This is a genomic window from Variovorax sp. ZS18.2.2 (genome assembly GCF_024701975.1).
In the GTDB taxonomy this organism is placed as follows: Bacteria; Pseudomonadota; Gammaproteobacteria; order Burkholderiales; family Burkholderiaceae_C; genus Variovorax.
Genome location: NZ_JANLNM010000014.1, coordinates 37,876 through 54,471, shown reverse-complemented (window position 1 = coordinate 54,471; position 16,596 = coordinate 37,876). Strand labels below are relative to the sequence as shown.

General features: G+C 59.6%; 18 protein-coding genes. 5 read left to right on the top strand and 13 right to left on the bottom strand.

Going from position 1 to position 16,596, the window contains the following annotated elements; genetic code table 11:
* Positions 1-29 precede the first annotated feature (29 nt).
* From NU688_RS32425 to NU688_RS32410, 4 genes are all read left to right on the top strand, one after another.
* Positions 30-1,820, top strand: a complete 1,791-nt coding sequence (locus tag NU688_RS32425) for an ATP-dependent endonuclease (RefSeq protein ID WP_257865041.1) — start codon at positions 30-32, stop codon at positions 1,818-1,820.
* A 50-nt stretch (positions 1,821-1,870) separates the two neighbouring features.
* Positions 1,871-3,079, top strand: coding sequence for an ATP-binding domain-containing protein (locus NU688_RS32420; protein ID WP_374684719.1), 1,209 nt, complete (start codon positions 1,871-1,873; stop codon positions 3,077-3,079).
* Between the two features lie 229 nt (positions 3,080-3,308).
* Positions 3,309-7,070, top strand: a complete 3,762-nt coding sequence (locus NU688_RS32415) for an RHS repeat-associated core domain-containing protein (RefSeq protein ID WP_257865039.1) — start codon at positions 3,309-3,311, stop codon at positions 7,068-7,070.
* A gap of 1 nt (position 7,071) precedes the next feature.
* On the top strand, positions 7,072-7,500 hold the full coding sequence (locus NU688_RS32410) for a hypothetical protein (protein ID WP_257865038.1): 429 nt from the start codon (positions 7,072-7,074) through the stop codon (positions 7,498-7,500).
* A 64-nt stretch (positions 7,501-7,564) separates the two neighbouring features.
* Here NU688_RS32410 and NU688_RS34130 read toward each other — a convergent pair whose 3' ends face one another.
* From NU688_RS34130 to NU688_RS32360, 11 genes are all read right to left on the bottom strand, one after another.
* On the bottom strand, positions 7,565-7,918 hold the full coding sequence (locus tag NU688_RS34130) for a hypothetical protein (RefSeq protein ID WP_374684718.1): 354 nt from the start codon (positions 7,916-7,918) through the stop codon (positions 7,565-7,567).
* On the bottom strand, positions 7,878-8,111 hold the full coding sequence (locus NU688_RS34125; protein WP_374684717.1) for a BPSL0761 family protein: 234 nt from the start codon (positions 8,109-8,111) through the stop codon (positions 7,878-7,880). Before NU688_RS34125 ends, NU688_RS34130 begins: the two co-directional genes overlap by 41 nt.
* 175 nt (positions 8,112-8,286) lie before the next feature.
* Positions 8,287-9,036, bottom strand: a complete 750-nt coding sequence (locus NU688_RS32400) for a metallophosphoesterase (protein WP_257865036.1) — start codon at positions 9,034-9,036, stop codon at positions 8,287-8,289.
* Complete coding sequence (locus NU688_RS32395) at positions 9,033-9,359, bottom strand: hypothetical protein (RefSeq protein ID WP_257865035.1); 327 nt, start codon at positions 9,357-9,359, stop codon at positions 9,033-9,035. The genes NU688_RS32400 and NU688_RS32395 overlap by 4 nt, the downstream gene beginning before the upstream one ends.
* 13 nt (positions 9,360-9,372) lie before the next feature.
* A complete protein-coding gene (locus NU688_RS32390; RefSeq protein ID WP_257865034.1) occupies positions 9,373-9,897 on the bottom strand; it encodes a hypothetical protein in 525 nt (174 codons plus the stop codon).
* A 195-nt stretch (positions 9,898-10,092) separates the two neighbouring features.
* On the bottom strand, positions 10,093-10,884 hold the full coding sequence (locus NU688_RS32385; protein ID WP_257865033.1) for a metallophosphoesterase: 792 nt from the start codon (positions 10,882-10,884) through the stop codon (positions 10,093-10,095).
* A gap of 20 nt (positions 10,885-10,904) precedes the next feature.
* Positions 10,905-11,552 carry a hypothetical protein gene (locus tag NU688_RS32380; protein ID WP_257865032.1) on the bottom strand — a complete coding sequence of 216 codons (648 nt, stop codon included), beginning with the start codon at positions 11,550-11,552 and terminating at the stop codon, positions 10,905-10,907.
* A gap of 20 nt (positions 11,553-11,572) precedes the next feature.
* Positions 11,573-11,923, bottom strand: coding sequence for a hypothetical protein (locus NU688_RS32375; protein ID WP_257865031.1), 351 nt, complete (start codon positions 11,921-11,923; stop codon positions 11,573-11,575).
* Between the two features lie 38 nt (positions 11,924-11,961).
* Positions 11,962-12,387 carry a hypothetical protein gene (locus tag NU688_RS32370; RefSeq protein WP_257865029.1) on the bottom strand — a complete coding sequence of 142 codons (426 nt, stop codon included), beginning with the start codon at positions 12,385-12,387 and terminating at the stop codon, positions 11,962-11,964.
* A 176-nt stretch (positions 12,388-12,563) separates the two neighbouring features.
* A complete protein-coding gene (locus NU688_RS32365) occupies positions 12,564-13,325 on the bottom strand; it encodes a LytTR family DNA-binding domain-containing protein (RefSeq protein ID WP_257865028.1) in 762 nt (253 codons plus the stop codon).
* Positions 13,322-14,365, bottom strand: coding sequence for a sensor histidine kinase (locus NU688_RS32360; protein WP_257865027.1), 1,044 nt, complete (start codon positions 14,363-14,365; stop codon positions 13,322-13,324). The genes NU688_RS32365 and NU688_RS32360 overlap by 4 nt, the downstream gene beginning before the upstream one ends.
* 240 nt (positions 14,366-14,605) lie before the next feature.
* Between NU688_RS32360 and NU688_RS32355 the strand changes: the two genes are divergently transcribed.
* Positions 14,606-14,881, top strand: a complete 276-nt coding sequence (locus NU688_RS32355; RefSeq protein ID WP_257865026.1) for a helix-turn-helix domain-containing protein — start codon at positions 14,606-14,608, stop codon at positions 14,879-14,881.
* 408 nt (positions 14,882-15,289) lie between these two features.
* On the opposite strand, the gene NU688_RS32350 is transcribed toward NU688_RS32355, so the two are convergent.
* Together NU688_RS32350 and NU688_RS32345 are read right to left on the bottom strand one after the other, a co-directional pair.
* A complete protein-coding gene (locus NU688_RS32350) occupies positions 15,290-15,583 on the bottom strand; it encodes a hypothetical protein (protein ID WP_257865024.1) in 294 nt (97 codons plus the stop codon).
* A 368-nt stretch (positions 15,584-15,951) separates the two neighbouring features.
* Positions 15,952-16,374, bottom strand: a complete 423-nt coding sequence (locus NU688_RS32345) for a nuclear transport factor 2 family protein (RefSeq protein ID WP_257865022.1) — start codon at positions 16,372-16,374, stop codon at positions 15,952-15,954.
* Between the last annotated feature and the right edge of the window lie 222 nt (positions 16,375-16,596).

Below are 16,596 nucleotides of genomic sequence, written 5' to 3'. Positions count from 1 at the left end.
CGTCGGGCGTCATATGAAAAGAGCATCAGATGAGAGTGGCCACGATAAAGATCGAGAATTTTCGCGGGATTCGCAACGGCTTTGTTCGCTTCGGAAAGCACCCAGTTCTTGTTGGAGACAACAACACCGGTAAGACGACACTGATCGAAGCGCTGACCCTTGTTCTGGGGCGAGATCGACTTGTTCGAGAGCTAACCGAGCATGACTTTTACGGATCCTGCCCTCTGCCGGCGGATCGCATCAAGCTCGTTGCCACCATCACTGATTTCTCCAACGACGACCCTGAACAAAGTAGTCAGTGGTTTCGGGAGGGAAGAGCGGTCGTCAAATGGCTGGACGAGATGACCGGCACGGTACATCCGCTTCGGGACAACCAAGCCTGGAAGCTGTGCTGCCAGATTGCTGTCCAGGCCAGGTTCGACCATGAGTCACTCGCCGTGGAGATGCTCCGTTACTTTCACGATCATGATGACCCCGTCGACCCCTTCGCAGAGGACACCCCGGCAGTCGTACCGGGAAAACTCATTCAAGAGCTGAGCTTCTATCTTGTTCGAGCAAGCCGCACCTGGGACAAAGTCTTCTCGTGGGGCAATGAGTTGTTCAAGCGTGCCGTCCTTGCGGCGGCTGCGCAACCTGCTGGTGCCCTGCTGGCCGAACGCGATCGTCTCCGCGCGCCGGACCAGCCAATCGATACCGATCCTGGCATCGAACCATTGATTCAGAACCTCAACAAGGAACTGGCCCTTTCCTTCCCAAACGCGCCGCAAGTTCAGCTTCGACTGACGGGGACAGACAGCCGCTCTGTCATGGAGGCCGTGTCAGCCCATTTCGCTTCGGCGGATGGGATCAGCATCCCCGCCTCTAGGCAGGGCAGTGGACTGGTTTCGATGCAAGGCGTGCTCCTGCTGCTCGAACTGGGGCGCGCGCGCGCAACGGCAGGGGGCGAGTTTCTGATGGCTTTGGAAGAACCAGAAATTCATCTGCCTCCATCGGCTCAGCAGCGGCTGGTCCATCGTGTGCAGGCGCTCTCGACACAGACGTTTGTGACAACCCATTCGCCTCTGGTGGCAAGCATGGCGGACCCCACCTCTGTGCTGGTCTTGAAGAAGCACGACGGTGTTTTATCCGCCGAACCGTTTCTTGAGGCGCCTCTTCCGGCTGCGGCCCAAAACTGGCAACGCAAATTCTTTCAACACAGCCGGACCGATGTGCTCGGCGCGCTGATGCAGCCATCTCTGCTCATTCCCGAAGGAAGAGCCGACTTCCAACTGCTTCGATGCATCTTGAAGCCGCTGATGATGACCGCTGGCTGGATCGACTCCATGACCCGCCCCTTCGGCATCGAGGTCGGGGTCGTTCCAACCGAGGACGCCAAGGTGGTTGAGACCCATCAGCTGATGGCCAGACTGCACAGGAATGTGTCTTGCCTTGTCGATGGGGACGGAGAAGGACTTCTCTATGTGAGACGTCTGGTGGCAACTCCAATCCCACCGGCGGCGGTGATTCGTTGGAACGATGGGGCAATGATTGAGGACACGGTGGGCTGGATTCTGGCCGCAGATGAAGTTGCAGTCGTCGCCAAGCTCACTGAGTTGTCTCAGGCACCTCTTACGTCCGCCGCTGACGTCGTTGCCTACCTTAAAACGAAAAAGGTCGACATCATCGCTTACGAACTCGTGGCGGAGGGAATCGCGAGCACGCCAGCTTGTCGGGCTCGCGCTGCCGACCTGCTCAGCGGCCTTGCGTGCGCCTGTGCGGGGTCCACCGCGACACAACGGTTCGTCCGCGACGCCAATGGGGTGTGGGTCTTTCAGCCGTGACAGTTCGAGCATTCAGCGGTGGCGCCGGTTGTGGCAAGACGCATCAGTTAATGCAATCGCTGGACGACCACTTGAATGGAACGCCTCTGAGGGACGGGCAGAAAGTGTTGGCATTGACGTTCATGCACGGCTCTCGCCGACGTCTGGAAGAACGGCTGGGACGACTGAAAGCCCTGAGAGGGCGAACAGATTGCTCGACGATCGACAGCTTTGCTCGGCGCCTGGTTCGGAGATGGTCGTCTCTCGCTGCCACGCTTGGATTCGCTGACATTGAACAGGATCAATACGAACGAGTGTGTGATGCAGCTGGGGCACTCTTGCAGATCAAAGAGGTTTGCGGTTGGGTGGCCGCCACCTTTCCAATCCTCTTGCTGGACGAGGCACAAGACATGACGGCAAACCGCCTTCGCATAGTCGAAGGCTTGGCAAGCAGATTGGAGGTCTTTGCTGCCGCGGACGAGTTCCAATGCCTAAAGGAGGAACTGCGCCCTAATCCTGCATGCGCATGGCTCGCTCAGGTGTGTCCTGTAGAGGAGCTCATTCAACCGCGACGCACAAACATCGCTGAGTTACTTGATGCAGCCGCTGCAATTCGGAAAGGAGAGCCTCCCGAATCGGGTAAGGCTTTCAAGGTCACATTGACTTCGAAACCACCGCTCGCGGGCGCTTGGCTCAATGGGAATCTGCAGTGGTACGGTGGGGGCAAGAGTGTCGCCGTGATCACACCCACTTTGGGCGCGTTTGCTCAGGCAGCCGTGGCATGGGCTGCTCAGAACAAGACAACGAAGGGATCTGGCCCCTATTCGATCTTGTGGGAGGAGACGGAGGCAAAGGCCGCCGCCAGTTTTCTTGCCAAGATTGCTCTTCGCGATGTGAACGACATTCCATCTGTCGTCGCTCTTCTGAATGCTGCGGGTGACTTCCGAGCCACAAGGGATCTTTCTGATTGGATGGCCACGCAAAGGAGAGCTCGGGGCAAGGCCACTTTTTCCAAGTACGAGATTGAACAGGCGATTGAGCAAGGATTTGCGCAGCGGCGCCGGACACGAAAAGAGGATGAAAAAGGCTGGAGAGGCATGACGGTTCATGGCGCAAAGAACCGAGAGTTCGACAACGTGATCGTGCTTTGGCCGGCGGCCATTGGGGGCAGCGACGACCAGAAACGTCGGCTTCTGTACAACGCTGTGACGCGCGCAAGGGAGCGCTGCCTCGTGCTCGTGCAAGCAAAGGCGAGCTTCGGCCGAGCGCCATTCGCATGACCTACCCATTGCCGACAACGTCAATGCCGCACGCGTGACAGCCGCACCGTCTTGGTGAAGTCACATGCCTGAGAAGGAGCACCGACCACGATGTTGAAGCCAATTTACAAAAGAGAAGGAACGACACCCGGGGAGCGAGAGCTGGCGAAGCTTGCCGACCTGTCTTTCTTCGGGCTATGGAGCTACGCGTCGGTACGCCACGCGCCTGCGGGTCACCGCCAGCGAGGTCGTGCTGCTGCACGCCAACGGCCGGGAGTCACCGTTCGCACGCAGCGGCTCGACCATCACGGCCGATCCCGATGAACTGGGCACGCTGTCGCAGAACGGCGCAGGCTGGCGCTACGTCGATCCGGACAACACGCAGTACGAGTTCAATGCCAGCGGTCGCCTGACCAAGCAGACTCATCCGTACGGCTGGGCACACACGTTGACCTATGGTGCCAATGGCGCGGTCACCGTGGCGGATGGCTTCGGCAACAGCCTGAGCTTCACCGAGGACGCGCACCTGCAGCCGCTCTCGCTGACGACCCCCAACTTCAGCGTTGCCTACAACTACGACGCACAGAACCGGCTCACGTCTGCCGTCAAGACGGCGGGTGCGGATGTCAAGACCCGCACCTATCACTACGAGAACACCACGTATCCGCGCTTTCTCACGGGTGTGAGCGACGAGTCGGGCACGCGCTACGCCACCTACGCCTACGACACCTTGGGCCGGGCCATCAGCACCACGCACGCCGGCAATGCCGAACTCACGCAGGTGGCCTACAACGCCAACGGGACGACCACCGTGACCGATTCGGTCGGGCGCGCGACGACGTACCACTACGTCATCGTCAATGGCGTCAAGCGTATCTCCCAGATCCAGGGCGAGCCGGCACCGGGCTGCCCCGCCAGCAACTCGTCGTTCACCTATGACACTCGCGGCTTGCTGTCGAGCCAGACCAACGCGACCGGCAGCGTCACCAATTTCACCTACAACACACGGGGCCTGGAAGCCACGCGAACGGAGGCTTTCGGCACGCCCGAGCAGCGGGCCATCGCCACGACCTGGGATACCGCGCTGCCGGTACCGACGCTGCTCAGCCAGGCTGGCAAGGATGTGAGCTACACCTACGACACGGTGGGCAAGCTGCTCACGGAAACGGTGGCAGACACCGGCGGCACATCGGGTGCCGCTCGCACCAGCCAGCGGACCTACACGCCCGAAGGGTGGGTCCAGACGTACACCGAAGCCAACGGGGCTATCACCACTTACGCGTACGACACACGCGGAAACGTGTTGAGCGCAACCAACGCGTTGGGTCATGTCACGGCCTATACCTACGATGCCGCCAACCGCCTCGCGAACCAGACGGACCCCAATGGTCTGGTCACCACCTTCGTGTGGGATGCGTTCGACCGCCTGTTGTCGCGCACCGTCGGCAGCGCTGCCGCTCAGACCACGGCCTTCACCTATCACCCTGCGGGCACGCTCGCGACGATCTCGCTGCCTGCGGGTCTGGTCACCAGCTACACCTATGACGCGGCCCAGCGCCTGACGGGCTGGAGCAATAGCCGCGGCGAGAGCGGCGTCTACACCCTCGATGCGGCGGGTAACCGGCTGGCCGAGCAGATCCTCAATGGCTCCAGCGCCGTGGCATGGACGACCGCGCGCACCGTCAACAAGCTCAACCGCATCGCCACCCAGACGGAGGGAGGAAACCAAAACGAGAGCTTTGCTTACGACGCCAACGGCGATCGCATCGCGCAGACCAACGGGCTGAACCAGAGCACGAGTTGGAGCCTGGACGCGCTGCGGCGGGTCAAGACCGTCACCGATGCCGCCAACGCCAGTGCCAGCCTGGGCTACAACGCGCTCGATGCCGTCACCCAGGCCAGCGACTTCAAGGCGGTTGCCACCACCTACAACCGCGATGCCTTGGGCAACGCGACGTCGGAAGCCAGCACGGACAGCGGTGCCCGCAGCCAGCAGTACGACAGCCTGGGATTGCCCAGCCAGATCGTCGATGCACTCGGGCAAGCCACCACGATCACGCGGGATGCCCTGGGGCGCCCCACGGCACTCGTCTTCGCCGATGGCAAGACCACGACCCTGCGCTACGACCTCACCGCCAACAGCAAAGGCTATCTCTCCGAGATCATCGACCGCAGCGGCACCACCGAGTACACGCGCGATGTCTTCGGACGTGTCACGCTCAAGAAGCAGACGCTTGCCAATGGCAGCATTCAGCAGGTCAGCTACGCCTACAACCCCAGCGCCACGCTGGCGAGCATCGGTTATCCCAATGGGGCGACACTCGCCTACATCTACGACGCCACCGGCCGCCTGTCGACTTTGAACTGGAATGGCAGTCCGCTGGTGACTGGCGTCGCCTGGAATCCGCTGGGGCAGCCCACGGCCTGGACCTGGGCCTTTGCGAGTCCGCAGCTTTCAGGCAGCCGCAGCTACGACACTGCCGGTCGCCTGACGGCGACCGAGACGGGGAGCTACGTCTATGACGCTGCGGGACGCATCAGCAGTCTCACCCAGTACCTGTACGGCCCTGCCGACGCCGACCCGACCCACGACACCATCGCCGGCACCAACGTCACCTGGAGCGTGGGCTATGACAGTGTCGGGCGTATCGCGAGCTTCGATGCGACGGGCAACACGGCTGGATTCGGCTACGACGCCAACGGCAATCGGACCAGCAGCACTCGCACGCTGGGCGGACTAACCACTGCGCGCAGCTACAGCGTTGCGTCTGGGAGCAATCGCCTTGCGGACTTCAGTCAGACCGCGGGTGGCACCGCCACCAATGTGGTCTACGGCTACAACGCCAATGGCGATCTGGTCGGCGATGGTCTGCGCAGCTACGGCTATGACGCCGAAGGGCGCCTGAGCACTGCCACGACGGGTGCCACCGACGTCAGTCCGACGACGCGCTACGCGCACAACGCGCTGGGCCAGCGCGTTTTCAAGACCGAGCCGCTGTACCCGCCCAGCCAGGGTGACGAGGCCGACCCGGGCTTTATGCAGAGTCTGATCGCGTTCTTCACCAAGCTGTGGAGCCCGTCGACCACGCAGGCAGAGCAACTGGGCTATGCGTATGTCTACGACGAGCAGGGCACGCTGATCGCGGAGGTGGGCAGTGGCGGTACGCAGAGCGCGGGCCAGGCGCAGTACATCTACCTGCCAACGGCCAATGGGCCGTTGCCGATTGCGGTGGTGATCGATGGCGCGACGTATGCGGTGCACAGCGATCACCTGAACACGCCGCGCAGGCTCACGAACGCAAGCGGCCAAGCCGTCTGGCAATGGAGCTACAGCGCGTTCGGGGAAGACAAGCCGACGCTTGCGAAGAACCGGTTTGCGAATCTGGAGACGATGCCAAATCCGGGCACGACGGGGATTTCGGAGGTGAAGTTCAACCTGCGGTATCCGGGGCAGTATGCGGATGAGGAATCGGGGTTGTTCTACAACGGGTATCGGACGTATGACCCGAGAGTTGGTCGCTATACGCAGGGTGACCCTATCGGGCTTGATGGAGGCTGGAATCGATTTGGCTATGTGGGTGGAAATCCCTTGGGCTACGTCGATCCAAGTGGCCTTCAAGGATGTCGTCCGATCCCAGGAGGGATTGCATGCAGTTCGGCGCCGACACCGCCATTGGACCCTGACTTTGGACCATCTAGGCCGAAATACATCCCATGGCCGAAACTTCTGCCACAACCTGTGGTTGATGCTTGCATCAAAGCTACGGACTGGTTGAGAGATCGGATGTTCTCAGATGGCGGTCGAGCGAAGGATGTGCCTAATCGCGCTGATCCTGGCTCAGTCATCGACGGCAATCATCGCACGCGAGAATATGGACCAGATGGAAAGCCGGCCAGAGATTACGACAAGCCGCATCAAGGCCATGAGCGCCCGCATGTTCACGAATGGGATGGCGGCGCCAGAGAGCATCCTGGACGTGATTACTCCCCGTGGCCACAAGGAGGAAACTGATATGAATGGATTGGAAACGCTTGTCGAGTCGACTGTTGACTCAGTTCATGTCTCGGCTAAAGACAGGAAAGTCTGTATCGAGCTTACCTGCGCCTGGGAAGGTAAAGAACGAAAGAAAATCACCGTCTCCGGAGTGGAAGACTTCGTTGCGAATGAGCTAAGGCTCTCGAACATTGTTGACAGAGTCCATTGCTTCGCTGCAGCAGATTTTCAAGAGAACGTATCCGCAATCACCGATAACTTGTTTTTCTTGATGCGAGGCAAAAACCCAAGTCCCTCGGACCTTGAGTGGGAGCCTTTGAAGGAAAAACTCGGGTTGATCAGTTCGGGTGCGTTGAAGCTACTTGTTGTTGAACCCGTCTATGGCGCGACGATCATCTTGCTGGCAAGTGAGATGCAACTGGAATCAATGAGCAGAGAGGCTGTTTGAATTTAAGGTCTGGCGACAACCCTCCGTTGAGGACGGAGCTTACTTCCCCGCTGGGCCTTGTCCATCACCGTCCGAACAATCGACGGTCCCAGTAGCTCAGGAATGGGTGACGCTCAGCCAGTTTTCTGCCCTGTGCGAATGCACTGGACTCCTCGACCGTCTGCGCGATGCTGTCGATCAACTTCCGGTGATGGTCATCCGCGCGTTCCATCTGCAACGTCTGGAGCTTCGCGCTCGCATCGATGCTCTGCCTGATCGACCACTCGGTCTCCATCTCGACCTTGGTCTGCCTATGAGCAGACTGGGGATGCCGCAGCCGCTGCGCTACAAAGAGCTGCGCACCACCGTCATTGATGACTGCCTGCTCGACTGCTCCCTCAACGATCCGGTTCTCCGGCGATCCAATCACTGACGGCAACGTCGTCCATCCGGGTTGCCGCGGCGATCTGCCAAGGTTCAGGGTAGTGACGAAGAATCCGAATAGCCAACTGCCGCAGTTTTTCGGGCACGGGAGCTCCCCAGAGCTCGACGTCTTTGTGGGGGGAGCGCAGATCGCGAAGGGTCTCACCAGCCCACTGCAGCGCTCTTCGACGTTCGTACGGAAGCGTCATTTCTTCGTTCCTCGTCTGCGATCTTCTGACCGCGGCTGTTCAGCATGGACCTCGCAAAGACATGCGTACCACCGACCATGTCGATTGATCTGGGCGGATGCACCGCAGCGCATGCACGCGGTCTCCGTTTCTTTTGCGGCGTCGTGCATCGCTTTTCCTTTTCAGAAGCCGTCGCTCAACGATTCCGTGGAGCTCCAAACGAAGCGTTTGGGCCTGGTCCCTTGATCAGATTGAGGGACTCGAGTTCGACGAAAGTGAAATGCCCTTCGCCAACCAACCACCCGCCTGTGTCGATGAAATGAACGTTCCCGAGTTTTTGCGCGGTCGAGAGGGTCAGGTGGCCATGCACCAAAGCCCGAACATTGGCGACTGCTTTCCGGTACACGCGGTCGAAACGCATCGTCGACCACAAACAGATCTGCCTATCGTCTTCGCTAAAGAGCGTCTCAACCTTTCGCCAATCGTCAAACGGGAAATCGGCATGAACGAGACCAACTGGACCAGCTTCGGTTTCGATTTCGATCGTCAACGGAAGAGCACGAAGTCGTTCTCCGATTCGGGTCTGTTCGGCCTTCGGCAATTCAAGCATCCAACCACCTCCGTGATTAGCAAGGCTCGAACTCGATAGTGCGCTCGGCTCACATAGCGCGTACTCGAACGCCATCAGGTCGTGATTACCCAACGCTGAAGCAAACCATGGTTGGTCAAGCCACGCAGTAACCAAATGAGATTCTCGGCCTCGATCTACCAGATCGCCTGTGCAGAACAGCCGATCGCACTCGGGCATAAAACCGATTGCATCGAGCGCTTCCTGCAGAGCGCCAAAGCAACCATGCACGTCACCCACGACAAAGTCGCGGCCCTGTCGATTGCGTTCGAAATGAAGAACCTGTGGGCCATCCACGTGCTTGCGGTCCGTCGTCACTGGCCGCCTTTGTGGTCGAGCGCGTCAAGAAGCAGGAACAACTTCTGTACAACCTCGGACGCGCCCGCCGCCTGATTCTCTTTGAGGAGATCGAGCAATCGCTCCAGCTCTTGTTCGAATATGAAGAGAATCTCTTCAGTCGGCTGATCGTCGGCATCTGCTTGTTCCTCGGGACCCATGCTGCCCGCCTGCAGCCGCAGAGCGGATGACGTGTGCGAGAGGCGAACACCGAGCTCGAGCGCAGCCATTCGCGCCCACCGAGTGTTGCATGCCGCCAGCGCGCGGTCGATGTCTTCGGTCTTGTTCCGCAAACTCCAGTACATCTTCAGTGCCGGCCTACTCGGCGGCCTCGTGCAGGTGAGCAGCGGCGAAGAAACGATCTCTCGGCATGTGGTCAAGACTGTGCCGCTCGCAGGCACAGACGAGCCATCCCGCAAACGAGCGTATCTCGGCGGGTGCTGAACACACGATGCATTTTTGTCTTGACAGCTCCTCGGCAATCTGCAGGATCTTGCTGATCTGTTCGTTCACGTCATCGCCACCGTCGACGCCGAGCTGACGCTCCAGCACACTGCTGCCTGCGACGACACTCAGGCGAACGGGAGTTACGTTGTCCGTTGCCCAGTAGTACCTGGCCCACCCATACTTTTCTTTGATCTGGCGGAAATGAAAGCCTCGCTTGTTGCTCCCCAGAAGCCGATCGATCTCAGCACATGCGCCGATGAAATCAGGTAACCACCCTCGGTAAAAAGCGAGACCAATGTGCTGACCGTTGAACATGTAAAGGTGGCGCGCTTTCAAAGCGCACAGTGCCATCAGCTGTTCGTCATCCTGCGTCGGCTCGTTCGTGTCCAATGCCATTTGTCGTCCTCAATCGGTCAATTAATCGGGGCCCGCAGTACGCCGTCGCGGGCATGCTGAGCCGAGTTCGTATGTCGCCATTCGACCCGATGCATTGCTGCCTCGTGTCGCCTCCGAGTACGACCGCGTCGAAGTCAACGTCCGGCACAAAAAAATGCCCGAAGTCGAGATGAAGATCGGAAAGAACGAGCCACGTCATTCCGGGGCTTTCGGCGGCCACGCGAGGAAGTCACCCTTGTCGACACCATGCACAAGAAATGGCGAATCGACGGTGATGAGGCCGGCTTCGAGGTAGTTGATCGATTCGTGGTGATGACCATGCACCACCAAGGTGGCACCGAGGCGGTTGGCCAGTTCGTCGATGGCAGTGAATCCGTGGGCATGGGCCGCGGGCGCCTCGTGTGTCACCAGGATGTCCGCTCTCAGCGTGCAAAGCCGCTGATAGACGTCCGGGAAGATGCTCGAATGGTGCTTACGCAAAATGCCGCCACGCCAAGTCGACTTCAAGTCAACCTCGATGCCAGACCTGCCGCCTCGCGCATGAGAAGCCATCGCCCGGTCCGAGGCAAAGGCCGCCTGTTCCAGTGGCATGGCCGGGTTCCAAACCTTGTCTCGGAAGACGCCGCCCAGCCCAGCGACTCGGTACCCCGCGATGGTCTGAACCTCCCCATCGAGGTTTCGGTCTGCGAGCTCCGAATGGAAGACATTGTCGAAGTCCTCGTCGCTGTCGGTATCGTGATTGCCGTGGACGAACCATACCGCCGTTTTGTCGAGGATCGGCGCCAGTTCGAGGTGCAGAGGTCGCCGCGCTTGCAGGTCTCCCAGAAGGATGATGGCGTCGGGCTGCTGGCATTTAACGGCTTCAAGCACGGGCTCAAAGTCGCCGTGGGGATCCCCGAAGAAGAGGATCTTCGGCCGGTCTTCAGACGCGCCTGGCAGAGGCTCAGGATCCGAACTCAAGAGCCGCCTTTTCTTGATGCTGGGCATGAATGGGTTGTGCGTGATGACTAGCTCTTGCTCAGGAGAATCGCCAACGCACGGTGATTCAGCTGGGGAACAAGCCGCTGGCCTTGAACCTGTTTGACCACCGCTTGCGCGAGCGCGACTGCCAACGACAAGATGAAACCGAGGATCGACCCGGCAATGAAAAAGGAAAAGTCCATGCCGTTGGAGAAGCTGCACAGCAGACCTATGGCGGCGCCGATAGCCAGGCCCCACTGCAGGCGCGTCCGATAGAACTTCGATGGAAGGTAGAGGCCGAATTTCCGCAGACGATCACAATGGATCGACTCGTCAAAGTTGAACTTGCCGGTTGTGACATTGAGTGCGCCAAAAAACTCGCCGGTCTCGACCCCCTGTGCGGCGCCATACACCAGTGCCACAGAGTGGCCTACGCGCGAATCCACGGGGAAGTGGGTCAGGTCATGCGCCGACTCTTGACCATTGGCATCGCGCAGCCACACTTTGTGAACGGACACCAACTCTGAATGCAAGCGTCCTGGACGAATGGTCGCTGTGCCTCCGACGAACTGGCGCCGGTCTCGGCCCTCATGAACGAGCGAGACTAACGACTCAGTCGCTTCGATGACGATTCCCTGCTTAACCTCGAGCCAGATCCGCCGGTTGCCGGGGAGAACGATGGTTGTGATCGGCACGCGTGTGACCCTTTCCTTGCCTACCGGGCCAACGTCCAGCCGTCAGAGCCTTTTATGAAGCGAAACGAAGCAGGCCCTTTCGTCCGATTTTGAAACTGTGTGACATCGAGTTCAACGTCGCAACGCCAAGAGGCGTCCGTATCAGATTTGCAACCGAGCTTCTTGACGTTGTGGATTTCGCCGAGGCTGTTCTTCGTGCCGCTGAGCTTCTGCAGTTGCGTCTGGCTCTCCGACATGTAGGAGCGCACGGTCTTGTCGATGTCGCCGGCAGACGGTTCACCGCTGCAGCCGACTAATGTTGCCGTCAACGAAGCGAGTGCGACAGCCACGAAGCCGCGATGCGCCTGGGAGAATGAGGTGTTCTGTTTCATGAGGTGTTTGAGGCATGACCTGGCGGGGCGAACTTCGTTTAGCGAGAAACCTCGCAGTGGTCCAGCGTGAAGAAGTCGCCCTGGTCACCGCCACTTTCGTACGTGATGATCACGCTGACCACCGCGCCACCCTTAAAGCCGCGTGACTTGCTGCGGCAGACAAAACCGATCTGGTCTTGTCTGTCCACAAAGAACGCATCGCTGCCGCCGCCGAAGGGCCGCAAATTCAATCGAACCCGGCGGGCCACGACGGCATCGACGAGCTCGTTGCGGTCGGACGCGAGCCTCCATGTCTCCTTCTTGAGTTGGACATAGCTCATCACTGGCTTCGGAGGAGGGATTCGCAGCTCCGCGCCGGGGTGAGCCAGCGCAGTGACTGCATGGGCTACGGCAATCAACGCGACCGCAATCGACGTGGAGGGAAACTTCGAGCCGCACATTCGGCTCAGTCGAAAGAAAAGCATCAGTTCGATCTCTTGGTACGCCGAGGTCAGACCTGATCTCGGCGAGATCCGGCGTCCTCAGTGCCACTTTGCCAAGCGCTCTAAAAGTCGGCCATCGGATTGCGACGAGTCGTCGCAGAAGTGGCGCGAACTCACACGTGCCCGCCGCGAATTCCGATGCAACTGCTCGGAGGCACCTACATCGAACGGAACAGATGCGCGAACTGCCTCGTCGCGATGAGCTTCCGTGTCTGGCCTCGGAGCGTCAAAGCGAGAGTTCCGGACGGTTGCCGTTCTGCTGTGACGATGGCCGCCGCTCGCACAACGGTCCCGCGGCGCACCTGCCAGAACTCCGCCGGGTCAAGCCGGCCAAACAGTTCGGCGAGCGTGCTTCGGATCAGGTGTTCACGCTTGCTCGTGACGACACGAATATATTTGTCGGCGGCCTCAAAATAGAGCACGTCTTCGATCGGGACCATGTGCACGACCGACCCCTCGGCGGCTTGAATTCGATCGAGCTTTGGCAAAGGCTCGCTCGGATCGATGCGTTGCAGCGCGTCATCGAGGACGCTCTGGGACCTGAGTTCCTCCCGTAAACGCGCGCACGTCCGCTCAAGCCGGTTGCGCTCGATCGGCTTGAGAACGTAGTCGAAAGCCGCGTGCTCGAATGCCTCGACAGCGAAGTCGTCATGGGCTGTGACGAAGACCGTCAACGGCGATTTTGAATCGGGGCCCAAATCCTCGGCAATGATTGCGGCAACTTCCAGCCCGCGGTGCCCAGGCATCTCAACATCCAAAAAGACGACGTCAGGCCGGAGGCGCTTGATTTGACTCACCGCAGCGATTCCATTCGCCACTGTGTCCACAATCTCGAGCCCAGGCCAGCAGCGTCGCAGTTCGCGCGCGAGTCTTGCTGCTGGCAACGCTTCGTCGTCGGCGATGAGCGCGGTGGCCCTCATGGTCGATGCTCCATGGGCAAGCGTACCGTCGCAATCGCACCAGGCTGACCGATCCTCTCCGACGTGATCTCGAATAGAGCCTGAGGGCCGTAGATGGCCTGCAGGCGCTCACGAACGTGGTGAAGGCCGAACCCATCGGAAGCGTCTCCTCCGCCATTGAAATCAGCGCCTGAATTACGAACGCTGAGGACCAAATGTGTGCCTTCCTGCACCGCACTCACGTGCAAGTGGCCGCCGGTGACCGAGGTCGCGATTCCGTGTCGGAGCGCGTTCTCGACGAGTGGCTGCAGAAGAAGCGCCGGCATCTGGACGTCTGACAGAGCCTCTGGCAGATCGAGACGAAATGAAAGCCGATCACCCAGGCGCATCCTCATGAGCTCAAGGAAGTCCGAAAGGCGAGCGAACTCGTCCTTGACAAGATGCAGCGCGCGCCGGGATCCGGAGAGATTCGCCCGCAAAAAACGGATGAGGTTTTCGAACATGAGATGGGCTTGTTGCTGGTCGGAGTCCATCAGCTCTCGCAGGCTGGCCAGGCAGTTGAAGAGCATGTGCGGGTCGAGTTGGGATTCCAGGAGTCGGAGCTCGGCCTCCATGGCGAGAAACCGCGCCGATCTCGCTGCGCCGTTACGTTCCGCGATCGTCTGCAGCGCGGCCAACACCAACGTCACCACGATGCAGGGCAAAAACACAACGTACAGAAGAGCCGGATTTTGGGCAACTGTGCGTTGGAGGAGGGTGGGCGCAGAACTGCCAAGCAACCATGTCGCTAGCGTGTCACCGCAAACGAAGGCGGCCGGCGTTCCAACAACGATGGCGAGTACCAAGTAAGGCCAGCCGGACAGCACTTGGGCTTGCCGGCCAAGCCGAGCCCGCCGCATTGCGACTGGCCAAGCCAAGGCGGCGACAAAGAGCCAGTTGCAGACGCCGATGAGGCCAGCGCGAAGCAGGTTTGAGGTGAGCGGCGCTCCACGCGCGATCGCGACTGTCGAACCAATCACCAATGCAATGGCCAGGGTCAGGGCCCCGGTTACCGCGAACATGTACGGAATCTCTTGGTTGTCCCGCCCGGTGGCCTCTGGTTGACGAGGGTCTACGTTTGGGAGACGCGGTCTCGAAGGTTGCATTTTTCGCGAGCGCGGGCTGTGGAAGAGCCGTGATGGTCAGAAAAGAAGTTGCATGAGGCCCGGCTGATAGAGGACCGAGGCACCGCGCCCGAGATTCGATCAATAGGTGACGCAAAATCCGTAGATGCATTCGCATCATATCGGAAGCATCGGGGGGTGCCACCTCCATTAAAAGGTCCCGATCATTCGAAGCCGCTGCGATCACTGCGCGAAGTCGTTGCCTTCAACGTTCGCGTTTTTCGAGTCGAGAAAGGGCTTTCTCAAGAGCGCCTTGGCTTTGCGGCGGATCTGGATCGCACTTTCGTCAGCCAAGTCGAACGCGCCACAGTCAACGTGTCCGTGGACAACATCGAAAAACTGGCAGAAAGCCTGGAGGTCGACCCCAGCCTGTTGCTCGTCCGGCCAGTACCGATAGACGCTTCACCCGGTTGAGCAGGCGGTACGCTTCCCGTTTTCGCACCTGCTGGTGCGATCGGGGCCGTAGTCGCGCGTCCAACGCACATCTTGACCGACCCGTCGGAGCTTTTTCGCGCGGCGGTTTGCTGGAGTGGTGAGTCACCTTGTCGCCATGAATCGCCATGATGCCGCGTTTCTCTATAGATACGCCACGGCTTGCGCGAGCGCTTCTTCGGACGAGTCCTTTCCGAGCATGAACGAGAGATACCAGAAGACCGAGGTTTTCTTCTTGGTCGCTCTACCCCATCTCGTCGAATGCCTTGACACTGCATTGCAGCGCTCCTGGCTTACCGAAGTCTTTCGAGGTGTTCGACTTATTCGGTGGAACCACGATTGCAGCATTGAGCTGCTTCTTGACCAGAACCTATTGCTACACCAGCTAGATCACACCGCGAAGCCGTGATCGCGAAAGTACACCTGCGCGGTGATCAACTCGTCGCTGGTCGCTCCGATGCTGATGGCACCGCCCCTCTCTTCCCAAAAGTCGATCAGCAGGTCGTCGTCGCGGACCACGATGCGTGTTTTCTTCGGCGTGATGCGAGACGACACGTGCGTCAGGTTACGGCTTTCGATGACCAACACTTCGTCGCTGAAAGCGATTTCAAATTCGCCAAGACGGACGCGGTTTTCAGATTTGCCGATGGCCGAATGCTTCACTTGAGTAAAAACAGAAAACATGGTCAATCACGAGAACGGGGCAATGCCCGCTAATAAAGATAAAACTCCCCAAGTTCGATACGTTTCGTCAACCCGCAGCTCGCTCCTATCAGGCGAATGCGTAGTGCGAATTTTGCGACAGGATCAATTACTTTTGTGGCAGAACAAGCACAGCCAGCCAGCCAGCAACTTGTCATCTTAGGGCTTTTTTACCGTCTCCCATGTCGCCTCCGTGGGCAAGGCGGTGATCGACGAGTGTCACGGCTTGCGAACGCTTCCTGATGCTCAAGTGAGGCGTGCAGGCACCCACGTAACCGAACTAGCAGAGGCGGTCTGCCGCGAAGCCTCGCGCCGAGATTTCGAGCGTGTGCTAGGGCTGCCGAATGCGCTTATTCGCGACCGACCGACGTGCCCTCACTGGCGGCCAAGGTCGGCTGCTGTTGGGGCGCAGGTACCCCGTTCTCGTGGCAGGCGACTACCCGCACGGCAAGATCACTGGCGTCGAGTTCAATCAGATCGGTCACGAGTGCGCCGGTCTCGCGCTGGTAGATCACGCAAAGCGATTGCGCTCCGAGCAGCACGTTGACGAAAGTGAAATGCAGACCTGGCGTCTGCATGCCGCGCGCGAAATTCTCGCGCAGTCGATCCTTGCCACGCAGCCAGCCACTTTCGATGCCCCAGCGGCGCACGACCAGCGGTGAGTTGAGTTCTACCTCGTCGGCATAGTGAGCCATCACCGCGTCGAGGTCGCGGCGATTCCACGCGTCGCACCAGTCGTTGGCGAACGCCAGGGCCCATGTGCGCGTCGGCATGTGTTTCCTTTATCTGGTGAGAGCGTGGGTCCAGTTCTATCGCTACCGTCGCACTCCGCGTAACTACCACTATTGGCAGGTGGGCAGATCGCACTCTTGCCGTATCTTGGCCGGGTGCCGGCATCGGGTTTCGCGCAGTGCGGACCTTGATGGCATCCACGCCAATGTCCGCGTGGACACCGTAACGCCGCTACGCAACGGACAACCCACATGGAGTGCCGC